A 15,809-nucleotide genomic window follows, 5' to 3' on the forward strand; every position below is an offset into this window, starting at 1 on the left:
TGGGAGTCGAGCTTCGCCCGTGGGTCCTGTCGTTTTCCTGTCGGGCTGCTTTCAACTGGTTATCGATGTGTTTTCGGTGTGAGCACGGGTCTGGCGCCCACCGCCGTGTGGCGCAGTATGAGCGGGTGGAAAAAGTACGACTCCTCGTCGTGGACGACGACCCGCCGATCGCCGACCTGGTCGCGACGGTCGCACGGTACGAGGGCTGGGAGGCGGTCACCGCGTACTCCGGTGAGGACGCGCTGGCCCGGGCCACCGAGTTCCGGCCGGACATCGTCGTGCTCGACCTGATGCTTCCGGACGTGGACGGCTTCGGTGTCCTGGACCGGCTGCGGCGCTCCGGGACGATGGTGCCGGTGGTGTTCCTCACGGCCCGCGACGGGGTCGCCGACCGGGTCGCGGGGCTGACCCGGGGCGGGGACGACTACCTGGTCAAGCCGTTCGCGGTGGAGGAGCTGATGGCCCGGCTGCGCACGGTGCTGCGGCGCAGCGCGGGCCCCGGCTTCCAGCGCTCGGTCCTCCAGGTCGCCGACCTGACGATGGACGAGGACACCCGTGAGGTCCGGCGCGGCGAGCGGCTGTTCTCGCTGACCCCGACCGAGTTCGAGGTGCTGCGCTATCTGATGCGCAAGTCGCCGACCGTGCTCACCAAGGCGCAGATCCTCGACCATGTCTGGGAGTACGGCTTCGGTGGCCGCTCGAACGTGGTGGAGCTGGTGGTCAGCCGGCTGCGCCGCAAGCTGGACGAGGCCGGCGGCGAACCGCTGATCCACACCGTGCGCGGTTTCGGGTACGTCATACGGCAGCAGGCGGCGGAGTGACCGGCCGGCTGCGCCGCTGGTACCGGGGCAGGCGCCGGTACCGGAACATGCGCCTGGGCACCCGGCTGGCACTGGGGCTGGGGGCGCTTTCCCTGGTGGTGTTCGCGGTCGTCGGCACCGCCCTGACCATGTACATGCGGGACTACCTGTCGGCCCAGCTGGACGACCAGCTGGGGCTGGCCCAGGTCGCCCAGTCCAAGAGCATCGCGCAGAACGGCACCCTGCAGGGCAAGAAGTACTACCACTGGTACTACGCCGTGTACGACGTCTCGCACGGCTCGCCGGTGCTGCGCAAGCCGGAGGAGCAGAGCGATCTGCCCGCGGACATCGGCGACCTCACGTCGGTGGCGAAGGCGCAGATCGCCGCGGGCACCGAGGTGCTGAGCACCAGGGACCTGACCGGGGAGGGCGAGTACCGGCTGCGCGGCTGCGAGGTGGAGCCGGGGGTGGTGCTGGTCAGCGGCGCGCCGATGGACAGCATCGACGCCACGGTACGACAGCTGGTCACGGTCCAGGTGGTGGCCTTCGGGCTGGCGCTGCTGGCCCTGGTGGTGTTCGGCCGTCGGCTGCTGCGGCACGGTCTTGAGCCGCTGAGCGACATGGCGCACACCGCCCATGGCATCGCCTCGCACAACCTGACGGAGTCGGCGGCCCGGCTGCCGCTGCGTGCGGCCAAACGGGGCGGCGGCCCCGAGGTCGAGGAACTGCGCACCGCGTTCAACACGATGCTCGAGCACATCGACCACTCCCTCGCCGTCCGCGCGGAGGCCGAGCAGCGGCTGCGCCGGTTCGTCGCGGACGCCTCGCACGAGCTGCGCACCCCGCTGATGTCGGTGCGCGGCTACGCCGACCTCTTCCAGTACGCGGCCGCCAACGCCCCCGAGGAACGCGACAAGCACCTGGCCCGGCTGCGCGCCGAGGCGGCCCGGATGGGCATCCTCCTCGACGACCTGCTGCTCCTGGCCCGTCTTGACGCGGCCGAGGTGGAGACACCGCTGCGGCTGGAGGCCGCCGACCTGGCGGAGCTGGTGCGGGAGGCCGCGGACGCCTTCCGGGCGGCGCACTCCGACCATCCGCTGACGGTGACCGTCGGTCCGGACCCGGTCCCGCTCCGCCTGGACCCGGTCCGCATCCGCCAGGTGCTGGACAACCTCCTCACCAACGCCGCGGTCCACACGCCCACCGGCACCCCGGTGTCGGTGACGGTCACGACGGCCCCCGGCTCGGCGTCGGTGAGCGTCACCGACCGGGGTCCCGGCATTCCGGCCGCCGACCGGGCCCGGGTCTTCGACCGCTTCTACCGCGTCGACAAGGCCCGCAGCCGCGACCGCGGCGGCAGCGGCCTCGGTCTGTCGGTGGCGCGGGCCCTGGTGGCGGCACACGGCGGGACCATCGGGCTGGGCGACGGTCCGGCGGGCACGACCGCGTTCACGCTGACCCTGCCCGGGTAGCCGACGGCGGCCCGGAGCGGGGCGGCGGGGTCGGGCGCGCGCCCGGCCCCGAGGTCCCGCACCGGCTCGGCCCCCTCCGGCGTCAACAGCCGGATCCGGGCGGCACTTGCCGGGGCCCGGTCAGGTGGTCCGGCACTGTCTCCGGGCGCACCGTCACAGGCCCGGTGTCGCCTCCTCCTCCGGCACGTAGGTGAAACCGCCCTGCCGGGGATGCGGGCGGGCCGCCAGCACCGCGACGTCGTCCTCGGCGTTGCGGGCGTCGAGGCGGGTGAGGATGGACTCCAGGAGGGCGTCCACGCCGACGGCAGGGCTGAAGCGCAGGTCCGCGAGGCGTTTCAGGGAGCGGTCGATGTCCTCGCCGCGGTGTTCCACCAGGCCGTCGGTGAAGAGGACGAGGGCGTGGTCGGGGTCGAACCGGTGGGTGGCCGATTCGTAGCCCCCGAAGCCGGTGCCCAGCGGCGGGCCCACGGGGACCGGCAGGAGGGAGGTCCGGCCGTCCCCGGTGATCATGGCGGGCGGAAGGTGGCCGGCGCTGGACAGGGTGACCTGACGACGGCTCGGGTCGACACGCACCAGCAGACAGGTGGCCGGCCTGCGGTCCGCCTCGTCGGAGGCGATGGCGTCCATCTGGCGCAGCACCCGGTGCGGGGGCAACTCGGAGGAGGCGATGTAGCGCAGCGACGACCGGTAGGCGTTCATGTCGACGGCGGCCTCCAGGCCGTGGCCCATCACATCGCCGACGACGAGCAGCGTGCGGCCGAAGTGCAGCCGTACCGTCTCGCACCAGTCGCCGCCGACCAGCACCCGGCCGCCGGCCGGGAGGTAGCGGATCGACACGTCCAGGTTGGGGTGCGGCCGGCCGGGCTCGGACAACAGGGCGCGCTGCAGGTCGCCGGCGGTGCGGTTGACGTGCTCGTACTCGCGGGCGTGCCGGATGTGGGAGGCGGCGCGTTCGGCGAGGAGGGCGAGCAGTTCGGCCTCCTCACGGACGAAGGCCATCCCCTCTCGGGCGCAGACCAGTACGCCGTACTGGTCGGAGCCGCTGGTCAGGGGCACGCACACGGCCGGACGGGTGCGGCTGCCGGCCGGGCGGGACAGCCAGGGGTCCATCCAGTGGTCGGCCGCCGGGGAGCCCGCGTCCCGGGCCACCGCGGTGGCCCAGCGGGCGTCGGGCAGCATGCCGGCGTCGCCGGTGATCGCCTCGTAGCCGGAGACGGTCTCGCCGACCCTCCGCATCACGGCCGCGCCGCCGCCGGTCAGCCGTACCGCAGCCCTGGTCAGTTCCCTGCAGGTCGTGGACTCGTCGAGGGTGGTACCGATGCCGGCCGCGGCCGCCCGCAGCCCCCTGAAGGGCGCGAAGGCGTCGGCGCCCGCGATGGGCCCGTCCACTGCCCCCGGGCCGTCGGCGGACGCGGGGCCCCTGCGGGACTGGAACCATCGCGCGACACCCAACACCTTCACAGAATCTCAAACAGCGCCCAGGGAAGCACCAGCCACCCGCGCCGCACGGCCTCCCGAGGTGGTGCGGCGGGGCGGCCGGAACTCCGGCCGCCGCGCCGTCGGCGGCGGTGCGCGCTCACACCCGGGGAGTTCGGATCCGGTGTGCGAGCGGGCCACGGACGGATCCGGCGCGCGGGCTCCCCGGGCCATGGACGGATCCGGCGCGCCGGCCCGCCGGGCCTCGGACGGGCCGAGCGGTCCGGCACACCGGCTACGCCCGAGGACCGCGTCCAGCGTGGCCGCGCTGATCGTCGCCCGAGGACCGCGTCCAGCGTGGCCGCGCTGATCGTCGCCCGAGGACCGCGCCCAGCGTGGCCGCGCTGATCGTGGCCCGGCTGTTCACCGGTATCGCCGTCGGCGCGGTGGTCTCCGCGGGCATGGCCGCCGTGACGGACGTGGCCGGCGGGCAGCGCAAGCGGCTCGCGGCCCTGCTCGCCTCCTGCGCGATGGTCTTCGGGGCCGGCCTCGGTCCGCTCCTCGCGGGCGTCCTGTCCGAGGCCCTGCCCGGCCCCACCGTCACCGTCTTCGTGGTGGAGATGGCGCTGCTGGCCACCGCGATCCTCGCCGTGCTGCGCATGCCGGTGCGCCGCCGCGCCGCACCCGCCAAGGGCGCGTGGATCCGGGTACCCGGCGTCCCGCACGGCAACGTTCTGCAACTCACCCTCGGCATCGCGGTGTTCGCGCCCGGCATCACCGCGACGTCCTTCGTTCTCTCGCTCGGCCCTTCGCTGCTGTCCGGCCTGCTCGGTACCACCAGCCGGATCGTCGCCGGGGCCATGGCATTCGCGATGTTCCTGGCCGCCACCGGGGTGCAGTTCGCCGTGCAGAAGCTGCCCCGGCGCACCATCCTGACCGCGGGTGCCGTCAGCACCACGCTCGGCATGGTCGCGCTCGCCACCGCCGTGCACACCTCGTCGGTCCCCGTACTGATCGCCTCCGCACTGCTGGCCGGTGCCGGCCAGGGCATGGGACAGCTCGGCGGGCTCTCGCTGCTCAACCACAGCGTCCCGGCGCAGCGGCTCGCCGAGGCCAACGCGGCGCTCAACGTGGGCGGTTACGTCCCGGCGGGCCTGCTGCCGGTCTCGGCCGGCTACCTCAGCGACGCGATCGGGCTGACCAACGGCGCCACCGTGTTCGCCGCCGTCCTGATGACCCTCGCCGTCATCGGCGGCCTGGTGGTCCTCGCCTCCCGACGCCGGGCCGCCGAGCCCGTGTGACCGGCCGCCCCCGAATGGGGCCCGTTCTGGCGGGGCGAGATCAAGGTGGGGGCGCCGTGCTGGGACGGCTTCATGGTGCCGATGTCACGCGTGCTGCGGCAGTTCGAGGACGGCGACGAGGTGTGGCCGGACGTCACCGCCCTGATCACCCCGGGCCACAGCCCCGGGCACACCACGTATGTGATCTCGGCGTCACCCGGCCGGCGGATCCTGGTCCTCGGGGACGCCTTCCACGCCCCCGCCCAACTGACCCACCCCAAAAGCGGCCCTCCGGGCCGTACGTGGACGTCGAAGGGGTGCTGAAGGCCCGCAGGACGCTCCTGGAGCAGCTGCTGGCACCCCGCACCTACGCCTTCGTGTTCCACTTCGGGGACCAGGCCTTCGGCCGCGTCGTCCGCGACGCGGCCGGAGACGTCCAGTGGCGGCCGGCACCGGCCCGGGCACTCCTGCCCAGCCCGGTCCCGCTCCCCTGATCTGCCGCGCTCTCAGCTCTCGTCGGCGGTCAGCCGCAGCGAGATCGAGTTGATGCAGTACCGCTGGTCGGTCGGGGTCGCGTACCCCTCGCCCTCGAAGACGTGCCCGAGGTGCGAGCCGCACCGCGCGCACCGCACCTCGGTGCGCACCATCCCGTGCGTGCGGTCCTCGATCAGCTCGACCGCGTCGGTGTCCTTCGGGTCGTAGAAGGACGGCCACCCGCAGTGGGACTCAAACTTCGTGGTGGAGGTGAACAGCTCCGCACCGCAGGCGCGACAGGAGTAGACGCCCTTGGTCTTGGTGTCGGTGTACTCACCGACGAAGGCCGGCTCGGTCGCCGCCTGACGCAGCACGGCGTACTCGGCCGGGGTCAGCTCCGCCCGCCACTGCTCGTCCGGCTTGTCGACGTCGTACGACATGACTCTCAGCCCCTCACTTCGCCAGGCGTTCCAGGATCTTCGGGCCCAGGTCGGTCACATCGCCCGCGCCCATGGTGAGAACCAGATCACCGGGCTTCGTCATTCCCGCGAACACGGAGGGGACCTCGGCCTTGTCGCGGACGGCGGTGACGTCGGCGCCCGCGGCCCGCGCGGCCTCGATGATCAGCTCGCTGGTGACGCCGGGGATCGGGTCCTCGCGGGCCGGGTAGACGTCCAGGACCACCGAAGCGTCCGCGAGGGCCAGCGCGTCGCCCATCTCCTTGCCCAGCTCCTGGGTGCGGGAGAACAGGTGCGGCTGGAAGACGACCAGGATCCGGGCGTCCCCGGCGGCGGCGCGCATGGCCTCCAGGTCGGCGGTCATCTCGGTGGGGTGGTGGGCGTAGGAGTCGATCACCTGGACGCCGGCCGCCTCGCCTTTGAGCTGGAGACGGCGCTTGACGCCCGTGTACGCGGCCAGCGCGGGCGCCAGCTCGGCGGCCGGGACCCCGAGGGCCACGCCCGCGGCGAGCGCGGCGACGGCGTTGTGCGCGTAGTGCCGGCCGGGCACGGAGACCGTGAAGGTCAGCTCGGTCCCGTCCAGCGCGACGGTGACCTCGCTCTTCAGACCCTGAGGCACGACGGACAGCACCCGGACGTCGGCGTCGGCGGAGTCGCCGTAGGTCACCGTCCGGACCTTCCCGGCCAGCCGCCGGGTCAGCTCGCGCGCGCCCTGCTCATCGGCGTTGATCACCAGCGTGCCGCCGGGCACGATCCGGCCGGCGAAGGTCTCGAAGGACTCGTAGATCTCGTCCATCGAGGCGTAGTTGGCGTGGTGGTCGAGCTCCACGTTGAGGACGATGGCGACCTCGGGCGCGTACTTGTGGAAGCTGCGGTCCGATTCGTCCGCCTCGGCGACGAAGATCTCGCCCTCGCCGTGCAGGGCGTTGGAGCCGGGGGCGTCCAGGTCGCCGCCGATGGCGTACGACGGCTCGCGACCCAGCTCGGTCAGCGAGACGGCCAGCATCGAGGTGGTCGTGGTCTTGCCGTGGGTGCCCGCGACGGCGATCGGCCGCGCGCCGTCCATCAGGCCGGCGAGGGCGTCCGCGCGGTGCACCACGGGGATGCCCAGCTCGGCCGCGCGCGCCAGCTCGGGGTTGTCCTCGCGGATCGCCGACGAGACGACGACACAGCTGGCGTCGTCGGCCAGGTGCCCGGCCGCGTGCCCGATGTGCACGGTGACGCCCAGCGCCCGCAGCGCCTCGGCGGTGGCCGACTCCTTGGCGTCGCTCCCGGCCACCACGGCGCCACGCTGGGCGAGGATCTTGGCGATCCCCGACATCCCGGCGCCGCCGATCCCGATGAAGTGCGGTCGCTCCATGGCGGAAGGAAGGCCGGGTGCCATGTGTTTCTCCCAGAGACGGTGACGTGCGAAAGCGGCCCTAGCCTATGCGCTCGGGCACCGGGTGCCTTGCAAGGGGCGCAAGCCGTGGGCGCCCCGAAAGGGGCGCGGGGCTGTGCTCGACGCGCGGCTCCGCCGCGAGGGCGCGACCAGTTACAACGCGCCCGCGGCCTGCGACGCACCGCACCCCTGCGGCGTCTACGCCTTGCTGTGCGAGAACAGCTTCAGCACCGGCACCCCCACCTTGTGCCGCGCCCGGGACGCCCAGTCCCGATGGAAGAACTCCTCCACATAGTGCGGATCGGTCAGCACGATCACCTCGTCCGCGCCCACCTCTTCCACCACCGTCTTCAGCGCGTCCAGCGGGTGGTCCTCGACCATCCGCCCCTCCGCCGTGCTCCCCGCCGCCCGCAGGGCCGTCAGGGACACGTCCAGCGCCTGTTCGGCCGGCCTCTTCGCCTCGTCGCCCTCGGGCGTCTCCCGCTCGCGCGCGGCTTCGTCCAGTTCGCCGAGCGCGATGTCGTCGATGGCCCGCAGCAGGCGGTCCGCCTGGTCGCCGCGCGGCTGGAGCAACACATGGAAGGAAACCTGCTCGTCCCCGTGCAAGGTGGTGACGAACTCCACGTCGGCAGACGTCAGGGCCTTCTCGATCATCAGAACGCTTGTGAACACCAGGCGCCTCTTCTCCTGAGAGGGCCACTCGGACCCTCTGTCCTCCCTGGGGCCTAGCAGCCCTGCGGAAACCATCCTGCCCCGTGAACGTACGGGTACTGCCGGATTCAGTGTGCCCGCCGGAAGCTAAGCGGAACGGTAGATTCCGCCGAATTCAGGACCGCTGATAGCGACTGAACAGGAATCCGGCCTCCTCCAGCAGGGACACTAGTTCGAAACGGCTGGGCACGGTGACACCGGGTCCCCCGGAAATGCGCTGTGCTCCCCCCGCCGTCAGCATCGGGGACATCGTGAGGCACAGCTCGTCGAGGACGTCGGCGGCGATGAACTGCCCGAGCAGCCGGGGTCCGCCCTCGGTGAGCAGCCGGGTGTGGCCGAGATCGGCGAGGGCGCTCACCGCGCGGGCGGGGTCCACGCCGGCGCCGTCACCGGCGACCAGCACCCGGGCACCGGCCCGCTCGGCGGCGGCGACGCGGTCGGGGGCGGCCGCCGCGCCGGTGAGGATCAGCGTGGGGACGAGGGGCGAGGTGAACAGCGGGAGCGAGAAGTCGAGGTCCAGGCTCGCGGTGACGACGGCGATCGCGGGGGCCGCGCTTTGCCCCGCCGCCGCTCGGGCCCCGGCGAACTCCGCACGCGCGCGGGCCGGCCGGTACCCCTCCTGCCGTACCGTTTCCGCTCCCACGACCACCACATCCGCGAGGGCCCGCAGCGTGCCGAAGACACGCATGTCGGCCGCGCTGGAGATGAGCTGCGACCGTCCGTCGTGCTGGGCGGCACCGTCGAGCGTGGACACCATGTTGGCCCGCAGCCAGACCCCCCGCCCGACGGGATAGCCATAGGCGACCGCGAGCTCGGCGAGACTCCACTCCCGCGCGACGAAATCGGCACCGCGCACCCCGCCACCCACCTCGCCGGCAGCACCGACCTCATCCCTACGGCCCGTCCCACCAGCGCCAGCCACCTCATCCCCAGGGCCCGCCCCACCAGCGGCACCGCTGCCGACCCCCTGGCCAGCCCCGCCGGATGCATCCGCCCCGCCCGCCGGCTCCTCCCCCTCGGCCGAACCGCCACAGGCGCCGGGTGCTGTCTCTTCGGTCACAGGGAACAGGCGTCGCATGTCGTGCAGTGTGGCACGGCAACTACCATGGATGACCGTGTCGTCTTCTCCCGCCGCTTCCGAGGTCAGCCCCATAGCCGACGCGGCCCCGCTGTCGCTGTGCGCCCGCTCTCCGCACGTCCCCGCGGACCGGCTGGTCGCCGAGATGGTGCCGCCGCCCCGCTTCGACTCGGTCCGCTTCGCCACCTACCTGCCGGACCCGAACCAGCCGAGCCAGACCGAGGCCGTACGGGTCCTCGAGGGTTTCGCGGCCGGTCTCGGCGGTGCGCACGCGGCGACCGGCGGCAGGCGCGGTTTCCTCGGCTTCGGGAAGGCCAGGGCGCCGAAGACCCCGGCCGGGCCCCGCGGGGTCTACCTCGACGGCGGGTACGGCGTCGGCAAGACCCACCTGCTCGCCTCCCTCTGGCACGCCACCCCGGCCGAGCCCGCGCTGAAGGCGTTCGGCACCTTCGTGGAGCTGACCAACCTGGTCGGCGCCCTCGGGTTCCAGCAGACCGTCGTGACCCTCTCCGGCCACCGCCTGCTGTGCATCGACGAGTTCGAGCTGGACGACCCCGGCGACACGGTCCTGGTGTCGACGCTGCTGGGCCGGCTCGTCGACGCCGGTGTCGCGCTCGCCGCCACCTCCAACACGCTGCCCGGCAAGCTCGGCGAGGGCCGGTTCGCGGCGGCCGACTTCCTGCGCGAGATCCAGGGCCTGTCGGCCCACTTCCGCGCCCTGCGCATCGACGGCGAGGACTACCGTCACCGCGGCCTGCCCGAGGCACCGGCGCCGTTCTCCGAGGAGCAGGTGGCCAAGGCGGCGTACGCCACCCCGGGCGCCTCGCTCGACGACTTCCCGCACCTGCTGGACCACCTGGCCAAGGTGCACCCCAGCCGGTACGGCGCGCTGACCGACGGCGTGACGGCGGTCTGCCTCACCGATGTGCGGCCGGTGCCGGACCAGTCGACCGCACTGCGGCTGGTGGTCCTCGCGGACCGGCTCTACGACCGCGAGATCCCGGTCCTGGCCTCCGGACTGCCGTTCGACAGGCTGTTCAGCGAGGAGATGCTGAACGGCGGCTACCGGAAGAAGTACTTCCGCGCGATATCCCGGCTCACCGCCCTGGCGCGGGACGCCAAGGGGCTCGTCGCCGCCGGATAGGCCCGCTATTCGATCAAGATCGCCGGGTCAAGAGCTCGATCGAGCCACGCCACCGGCATTTTTCACGCTCTCTTTGGTTCGCAACACCGAGTTAACCCTGCAAACGACTTTGCAGGGTTAACGTGTTTCTTGACCAACCATTGACCTGTGCTTGGTGCACACAAGAGGCGCGAACTGCCGCGAGGGGGGCTCATGTTCCGAGGTACGACGGCCCGGACCGTGTTCTCGCTCCTGGCCGCCGCCCTGCTCGCCGTCCAGTTCTTCGCGCCCGCGGCAACCTTCGCAGCCGCGCACACACTCAGTCATGTCGAGGCCAAGGCCCAGCCTGGTCCGAAGCCCTCGGCGAAGTTGGTGCGCGACGGCTCGCACACCCTCCGCGAGCACGGCCTCTGCGGGGAGCCCCCCAGCCGGCCGCGGACCGCCGACCGCCACCGCACCGCCGCCGGCGGCTGGGCCGACGACCGTCCGCCCACCGCCCGGCACACCGAGGCGATATCGGCCTGCGTGGCCCCCGCGGCCAGGCATCAACGCACGTCAAGACCGTCCAGAACCCACTCGCCGGCCGCGCTTCAGGTCTTCCGCTGCTGAGCGACGGGTTCTGCCCCGGCTCGTCACCCCCCACCACCGTCGTGCAAGCCCGACGCGCCGCTCCGGCGCGCCAGGAGGAGTCCACACGCCATGCAGCCCCTCATCGACAACGCCCGTACGTTCGGACAGCGCCCTGAGGAGTTCGCCAAACTCGCCGAAGGCCAGTCCCCGCAGGTGCTGTTCATCACCTGCTCCGACTCCCGGGTCGTCCCGGCCCTGATCACCGGCGCCCGCCCGGGCGAGCTCTTCGAGCTGCGCACCGCGGGCAACATCGTCCCCCCGTACGCCTCGGAGCACCCCACCAGCGAGGCGGCCACCATCGAGTACGCCGTGGAGGTGCTGGGCGTTGGCGACATCGTCGTCTGCGGGCACTCGCACTGCGGCGCCGTCGGCGCGCTGGTGCGCGGCGACGACCTGACCGCCGTACCCGCCGTACGGGACTGGCTGGCCCGTGCCGAGCCCCGCCCGACCGGGGCGGTGGAGGACCCGGCCGTAGCCGAGGGCGTGCAGAGCCATGTGCTCGCCCAGCTGCTGCGGCTGCGCTCCTACCCGTTCATCGACAGGAAGCTGGCGCGGGGCGAACTGACCCTGCGCGGCTGGTACTACGAGGTCCACACCGGTGCCGTGCGCGAACACCGCGCCGACACCGACGCGTTCGAGACCCTGTGAGCGTCGCGATGACCAAGTTCCCTTACCTGAAGCAGGACTTCACCGCCTCTCTCGTCGTCTTCCTGGTCGCGCTCCCGCTGTGCGTGGGCGTGGCCGTCGCCTCCGGTGTGCCGGCCGAACTCGGCCTGGTCACCGGCATCGTGGGCGGTCTCGTCACCGGCATGCTGCGGGGCAGCAGCCTCCAGGTGTCGGGGCCGGCCGCCGGTCTGACCGTGCTCGTCTTCGAGGCGGTGCACGAGTTCGGGCTGCCGGTGCTCGGCGTGATCGTGCTCGTCACCGGCGTGCTCCAGGTCACCATGGGGGTGCTGAGGCTGGGCCGCTACTTCCGGGCCATCTCGGTCTCGGTGGTCGAGGGCATGCTGGCCGGAATCGGTCTGGCCCTGATCGCCGGTCAGCTGTATCCGGCGCTCGCCGCCAAGGCGCCCGATTCGGGGCCCGGCAAGATAGCCGGTCTGCCCAGGGCGTTCCTGGACGCCCTCGGGGACGGGGAAGCGCTGGCCTCGCTCGCCCTCGGCGCGGGCACCGTCGCGGTCCTGGTGCTGTGGAAGTACCTCCCGGCGAAGGCGCGGACGGTCCCGGGAGCGCTGGCCGCCGTCGGCCTCGCCACCCTGGCCGCGTTCCTCCTGGGCCTCCCGGTCGCCACCGTCGAGGTGCACGGGCTGCTGGGCTCCGTCCAGCCGCCGCCGCTGAGCGCCTTCGGTGAACTGGCGGGCTTCGGCGTGATCGGCACGATCGTCGCGTTCACACTGATCGCGTCCGCCGAGTCGCTGTTCAGCGCGGCGGCCGTGGACCGCCTGCACAACGGTCCGCGCACCAAGTACAACCAGGAGCTGATCGCCCAGGGCGCGGGCAACGCGCTCTGCGGACTGCTCGGCGCGCTGCCGATGACCGCGGTGATCGTGCGCAGCGCGGCCAATGTGCAGGCGGGCGCCCGGACGAAGGCGTCCCGGGTGCTGCACGGCGTCTGGCTGCTGCTGTTCGCGGCGCTGCTGCCGGGCGTGCTCGGCTACATACCGATCCCGGCGCTCGCCGGAGTCCTGGTCTACTCGGGCGCCAAGCTGATCCCCGTGCGGGCGCTGGCCGTCCTGTGGCGCGAGCACCGGGGCGAGGCGCTGATCCTGGTCGTCACCGCGGTGTCGATCGTCGCGGTCAGCATGTTCGAGGGCGTGCTCATCGGACTGGCCCTGTCCATCGTCAAGACCGCGTGGGAGGCCTCGCACATCAAGCTGGACGTGATCGACAAGGGCGCGGGCCCGATCGACGCCCATCTGTCGGGCAACGCGACCTTCCTGCGGCTGCCCAAGATCCTCGACAGTCTGGAGGCGCTGCCCCAGGACCGCCCACTCCGGGTGGACCTGTCCGGGCTGCACCATCTCGACCATGCCTGCCGGACCGCGCTGGAGAGCTGGGCCGAGCGGCACAGCGACGCCGACACCGAACCGGTGAAGGTCACGGTCGCCTCGGCCGGGACCACCCGAGTCACGGCCGTCTGAACCGGCGGCCGCTCCCGGGCCGGGATGCCGACGCCCCTCGGCATCCCGGCCCGAACCTGCTCCCCGGCGGCCCATGGCCCCGAACGACCCGTCGGGCATATCGTTGCAGCATCAGACATACCGGACCTCTCTGGCTGGGGGTCGTGATGGTTCAGGATCTGCTGGTCGCGGTGGTGACGGCGCTGTGCGTCGGCGCGCTGTACCTGGCCGCGGGAGCGCGGGTCGTCAAGCAGTACGAACAGGGTGTGCTGTTCCGGCTCGGCCGGGTCACCGGTGGCGTACGACAGCCCGGATTCAATCTGGTGATCCCGTTCGCGGACCGGCTGCACAAGGTCAACATGCAGATCGTCACGCTGCCGGTCCCCGCCCAGGAGGGCATCACCCGTGACAACGTCACCGTGCGCGTGGACGCCGTCGTCTACTTCCGGGTGGTCGACGCGGTGAGCGCGCTGGTCAAGGTCGAGGACTACAAGTTCGCCGTCTCGCAGATGGCCCAGACCTCGCTGCGGTCCATCATCGGCAAGAGCGATCTGGACGACCTGCTCTCCAACCGCGAGCAGCTCAACCAGGGCCTGGAGCTGATGATCGACAGCCCGGCCGTGGGCTGGGGTGTGCAGGTGGACCGGGTCGAGATCAAGGACGTGTCGCTGCCGGACACGATGAAGCGCTCGATGGCCCGCCAGGCCGAGGCCGACCGGGAGCGCCGGGCCCGGATCATCAACGCCGACGCCGAGTTCCAGGCCTCGAAGAAACTGGCCGAGGCGGCCCAGCAGATGGAGAAGACCCCGACAGCCCTGCAACTGCGGCTGCTCCAGACGATCGTGGCGGTGGCGGCCGAGAAGAACTCCACCCTGGTGCTGCCCTTCCCGGTGGAGCTGCTGCGCTTCCTGGAGCGGGCCCAGCAGCCCGCGCCGAGCGGCGGCGCCCCGCTCGTTCCCCCCGATCTCGCCGGGCTCGCCGAACTCTCGGAACCCTCCGAACCCGGACACCCGGACCCCAGTGAAAGGCGTGCCCGTGCCGAGGAAGCACCCGAAGCGTACGGACGACAGCGACCCCGCTCTGCGTGACCTGGTCCGGCTCCCGGCGGGCGAGCGCCCCGACCTCGGCGCCCACCCGGCCGACGCCCATCCCGCCGGCCCCGACGGCAAGGCCGCCGCGCGCACCGCGACGGCCGAGCTGAGCGAGCGCCTGGCCGGCCTCCAGGAACGGCTGTGGGCGGCGGGCACGGCCGGTGACCGGCGCCGGGTCCTGCTGGTGCTCCAGGGTATGGACACCAGCGGCAAGGGCGGCACGGTCAGGCACGTCATCGGCCACCTCGACCCGGCCGGCTGCCGGGTCCACGCCTTCAAGGCCCCCACCGAGGAGGAGCGCCGCCACGACTTCCTGTGGCGGGTGCGCCACGTGCTCCCCCAGCAGGGCGAGATCGGCATCTTCGACCGCTCGCACTACGAGGACGTCCTGGTCGCCCGCGTCCACGGCCTCGCCCCGCCCACGGAGATCGACTCCCGTTACGGCCGGATCAACGCCTTCGAGCAGGAGCTGACCGAGGCCGGCACGACCGTCGTCAAGTGCTTCCTGCACCTCTCCCACGGCGAGCAGAAGCGCCGCCTCCTGGCCCGCCTCGACAACCCCGACAAGCACTGGAAGTTCAGCCCCGCCGACATCGAGGACCGGGCGCTGTGGCCCGCCTTCCAGGAGGCGTACGAGATCGCCCTGGAGCGGTGCTCGACCCCGGCCGCGCCCTGGTACCGGATCCCGGCCGACCACAAGTGGTACCGCAACTGGGCGATCGGCCGCCTCCTCCTGGAACACCTGGAGCAGCTCGACCCGCGGTACCCGAAGGCGGACTTCGACGTGGCGGAGGTCCGGGAGCGGCTGCTGAGAACACCGTGACCGGACAGCCGCCGCCCGGGTGACCCCGGCGGCCCCGGCGCCGCGCCACCCAGAAAAACCGGACAATCCGACCTACGTTCATAGGGTGATCCGTTCAGTACGCCGTCTCACCGGTATGACCGCCGCCTGCGTCGCCCTGGGCGCCGCGCTCGCCGCCTGCGGCACCGCCCAGGCCCCCCACACCGGCCACCCGGCCCCCGCCCGGCCCGCCCCCGCCGCCAAGCCGCCCACACTCCCCGCGGGCCCGGGCGGCCTGGCCCCCGTCTTCTCCAGCGGTCCTCGCACCCTGGGCAAGACCGTCGCCCTGACCTTCGACGCCGACATGACCGCCGACCAGGGGCCCCGCGCGGCCGCCGGCGAGCACTTCGACAACCCCGCGCTGATCGCGACCCTGCGCCGGCTGAAGGTGCCGGCCACGGTCTTCATGACCGGCCGCTGGGCCGACGAGTACCCGGACCAGGCCCGCTCCCTCGGCCGCGACCCGCAGTTCGAGGTCGCCAACCACTCCTACAGCCACTACGCGTTCACCGGCGACTGCTACGGCCTGCCGACCGTCTCCGCCGTGAACATGAAGTCGGACGTGGAGCGCGCCTACGCCGCGCTGCTCAGGGCGGGAGTGCCGCATCCGATGCCGTACTTCCGTTTCCCCGGCGGCTGCTACGACCAGCAGGCGCTGCGCGCGGTCGGCTCGCTCGGGGTCACCGCGGTGCAGTGGGACGTGGTGAGCGGCGACGCGTTCGCGACCGACGCCGACGCCGTGACCAAGCAGGTGCTGGACGGGGTGAAGCCCGGCTCCGTGGTCGTCATGCACTGCACGCGCAGCGCCGCCCCGACCACCGAGCGGGTGGTCCGCAGCGTCGTACCGGAGCTGCGCAAGCGGGGCTTCCGGTTCGTGAAGGTGTCCGAGCTGATCGGCGAGACGCCCGGCCATCGCTGACCGTCCTACGCTGGA

Annotated in this window: 16 protein-coding genes and 1 pseudogene; 12 read left to right on the top strand and 5 right to left on the bottom strand. The window is 72.4% G+C overall.

Annotation, left to right across the window (positions count from 1 at the left end; all coding sequences use genetic code 11):
- Nucleotides 1-65: 65 nt before the first annotated feature.
- A complete protein-coding gene (locus AB0D59_RS19175) occupies nucleotides 66-821 on the top strand; it encodes a response regulator transcription factor (protein WP_362566313.1) in 756 nt (251 codons plus the stop codon).
- Nucleotides 822-868: 47 nt separating this feature from the next.
- Nucleotides 869-2,272, top strand: coding sequence for a HAMP domain-containing sensor histidine kinase (locus tag AB0D59_RS19180; RefSeq protein ID WP_362566631.1), 1,404 nt, complete (start codon nucleotides 869-871; stop codon nucleotides 2,270-2,272).
- Between the two features lie 153 nt (nucleotides 2,273-2,425).
- On the opposite strand, the gene AB0D59_RS19185 is transcribed toward AB0D59_RS19180, so the two are convergent.
- Nucleotides 2,426-3,727 carry a PP2C family protein-serine/threonine phosphatase gene (locus AB0D59_RS19185; protein WP_362566316.1) on the bottom strand — a complete coding sequence of 434 codons (1,302 nt, stop codon included), beginning with the start codon at nucleotides 3,725-3,727 and terminating at the stop codon, nucleotides 2,426-2,428.
- Between the two features lie 344 nt (nucleotides 3,728-4,071).
- Here AB0D59_RS19185 and AB0D59_RS19190 point away from each other — a divergent pair.
- The 3 genes and pseudogenes from AB0D59_RS19190 to AB0D59_RS19200 all read left to right on the top strand — a co-directional run.
- A pseudogene (locus AB0D59_RS19190) lies at nucleotides 4,072-4,989 on the top strand (MFS transporter); the annotation flags it as partial.
- Between the two features lie 81 nt (nucleotides 4,990-5,070).
- Nucleotides 5,071-5,292 carry an MBL fold metallo-hydrolase gene (locus tag AB0D59_RS19195; protein WP_362566318.1) on the top strand — a complete coding sequence of 74 codons (222 nt, stop codon included), beginning with the start codon at nucleotides 5,071-5,073 and terminating at the stop codon, nucleotides 5,290-5,292.
- Complete coding sequence (locus AB0D59_RS19200; protein ID WP_362566321.1) at nucleotides 5,271-5,462, top strand: hypothetical protein; 192 nt, start codon at nucleotides 5,271-5,273, stop codon at nucleotides 5,460-5,462. The genes AB0D59_RS19195 and AB0D59_RS19200 overlap by 22 nt, the downstream gene beginning before the upstream one ends.
- Nucleotides 5,463-5,474: 12 nt before the next feature.
- Here AB0D59_RS19200 and msrB read toward each other — a convergent pair whose 3' ends face one another.
- The 4 genes from msrB to AB0D59_RS19220 form a co-directional block, all read right to left on the bottom strand.
- A complete protein-coding gene (msrB, locus tag AB0D59_RS19205; RefSeq protein WP_362566324.1) occupies nucleotides 5,475-5,882 on the bottom strand; it encodes a peptide-methionine (R)-S-oxide reductase MsrB in 408 nt (135 codons plus the stop codon).
- Nucleotides 5,883-5,895: 13 nt separating this feature from the next.
- Complete coding sequence (gene murC / locus AB0D59_RS19210; RefSeq protein ID WP_362566327.1) at nucleotides 5,896-7,284, bottom strand: UDP-N-acetylmuramate--L-alanine ligase; 1,389 nt, start codon at nucleotides 7,282-7,284, stop codon at nucleotides 5,896-5,898.
- Nucleotides 7,285-7,479: 195 nt separating this feature from the next.
- Nucleotides 7,480-7,935 carry an indole-3-glycerol phosphate synthase gene (locus tag AB0D59_RS19215; RefSeq protein WP_362566634.1) on the bottom strand — a complete coding sequence of 152 codons (456 nt, stop codon included), beginning with the start codon at nucleotides 7,933-7,935 and terminating at the stop codon, nucleotides 7,480-7,482.
- 172 nt (nucleotides 7,936-8,107) lie between these two features.
- Complete coding sequence (locus AB0D59_RS19220) at nucleotides 8,108-8,848, bottom strand: pyrimidine reductase family protein (protein WP_362566330.1); 741 nt, start codon at nucleotides 8,846-8,848, stop codon at nucleotides 8,108-8,110.
- Between the two features lie 259 nt (nucleotides 8,849-9,107).
- Between AB0D59_RS19220 and zapE the strand changes: the two genes are divergently transcribed.
- From zapE to AB0D59_RS19255, 7 genes are all read left to right on the top strand, one after another.
- Entirely contained in the window at nucleotides 9,108-10,214 is a 1,107-nt protein-coding gene (gene zapE / locus AB0D59_RS19225; protein ID WP_362566333.1) for a cell division protein ZapE, read from the top strand.
- Between the two features lie 192 nt (nucleotides 10,215-10,406).
- Nucleotides 10,407-10,802, top strand: a complete 396-nt coding sequence (locus AB0D59_RS19230) for a hypothetical protein (RefSeq protein WP_362566336.1) — start codon at nucleotides 10,407-10,409, stop codon at nucleotides 10,800-10,802.
- A 90-nt stretch (nucleotides 10,803-10,892) separates the two neighbouring features.
- Nucleotides 10,893-11,471 carry a carbonic anhydrase gene (locus tag AB0D59_RS19235; protein ID WP_362566338.1) on the top strand — a complete coding sequence of 193 codons (579 nt, stop codon included), beginning with the start codon at nucleotides 10,893-10,895 and terminating at the stop codon, nucleotides 11,469-11,471.
- An 8-nt stretch (nucleotides 11,472-11,479) separates the two neighbouring features.
- Complete coding sequence (locus AB0D59_RS19240; protein WP_362566341.1) at nucleotides 11,480-12,964, top strand: SulP family inorganic anion transporter; 1,485 nt, start codon at nucleotides 11,480-11,482, stop codon at nucleotides 12,962-12,964.
- Between the two features lie 146 nt (nucleotides 12,965-13,110).
- Nucleotides 13,111-14,031: a slipin family protein gene (locus AB0D59_RS19245; RefSeq protein WP_362566344.1), complete on the top strand. Its 921-nt coding sequence runs from the start codon at nucleotides 13,111-13,113 to the stop codon at nucleotides 14,029-14,031.
- Complete coding sequence (locus AB0D59_RS19250; RefSeq protein WP_362566347.1) at nucleotides 13,979-14,857, top strand: polyphosphate kinase 2 family protein; 879 nt, start codon at nucleotides 13,979-13,981, stop codon at nucleotides 14,855-14,857. The genes AB0D59_RS19245 and AB0D59_RS19250 overlap by 53 nt, the downstream gene beginning before the upstream one ends.
- Nucleotides 14,858-14,972: 115 nt before the next feature.
- On the top strand, nucleotides 14,973-15,794 hold the full coding sequence (locus AB0D59_RS19255) for a polysaccharide deacetylase family protein (protein ID WP_362566637.1): 822 nt from the start codon (nucleotides 14,973-14,975) through the stop codon (nucleotides 15,792-15,794).
- Nucleotides 15,795-15,809: the final 15 nt, after the last annotated feature.

The sequence above is a fragment of the Streptomyces sp. NPDC048417 genome, assembly GCF_040651615.1.
Taxonomy (GTDB): domain Bacteria; phylum Actinomycetota; class Actinomycetes; order Streptomycetales; family Streptomycetaceae; genus Streptomyces.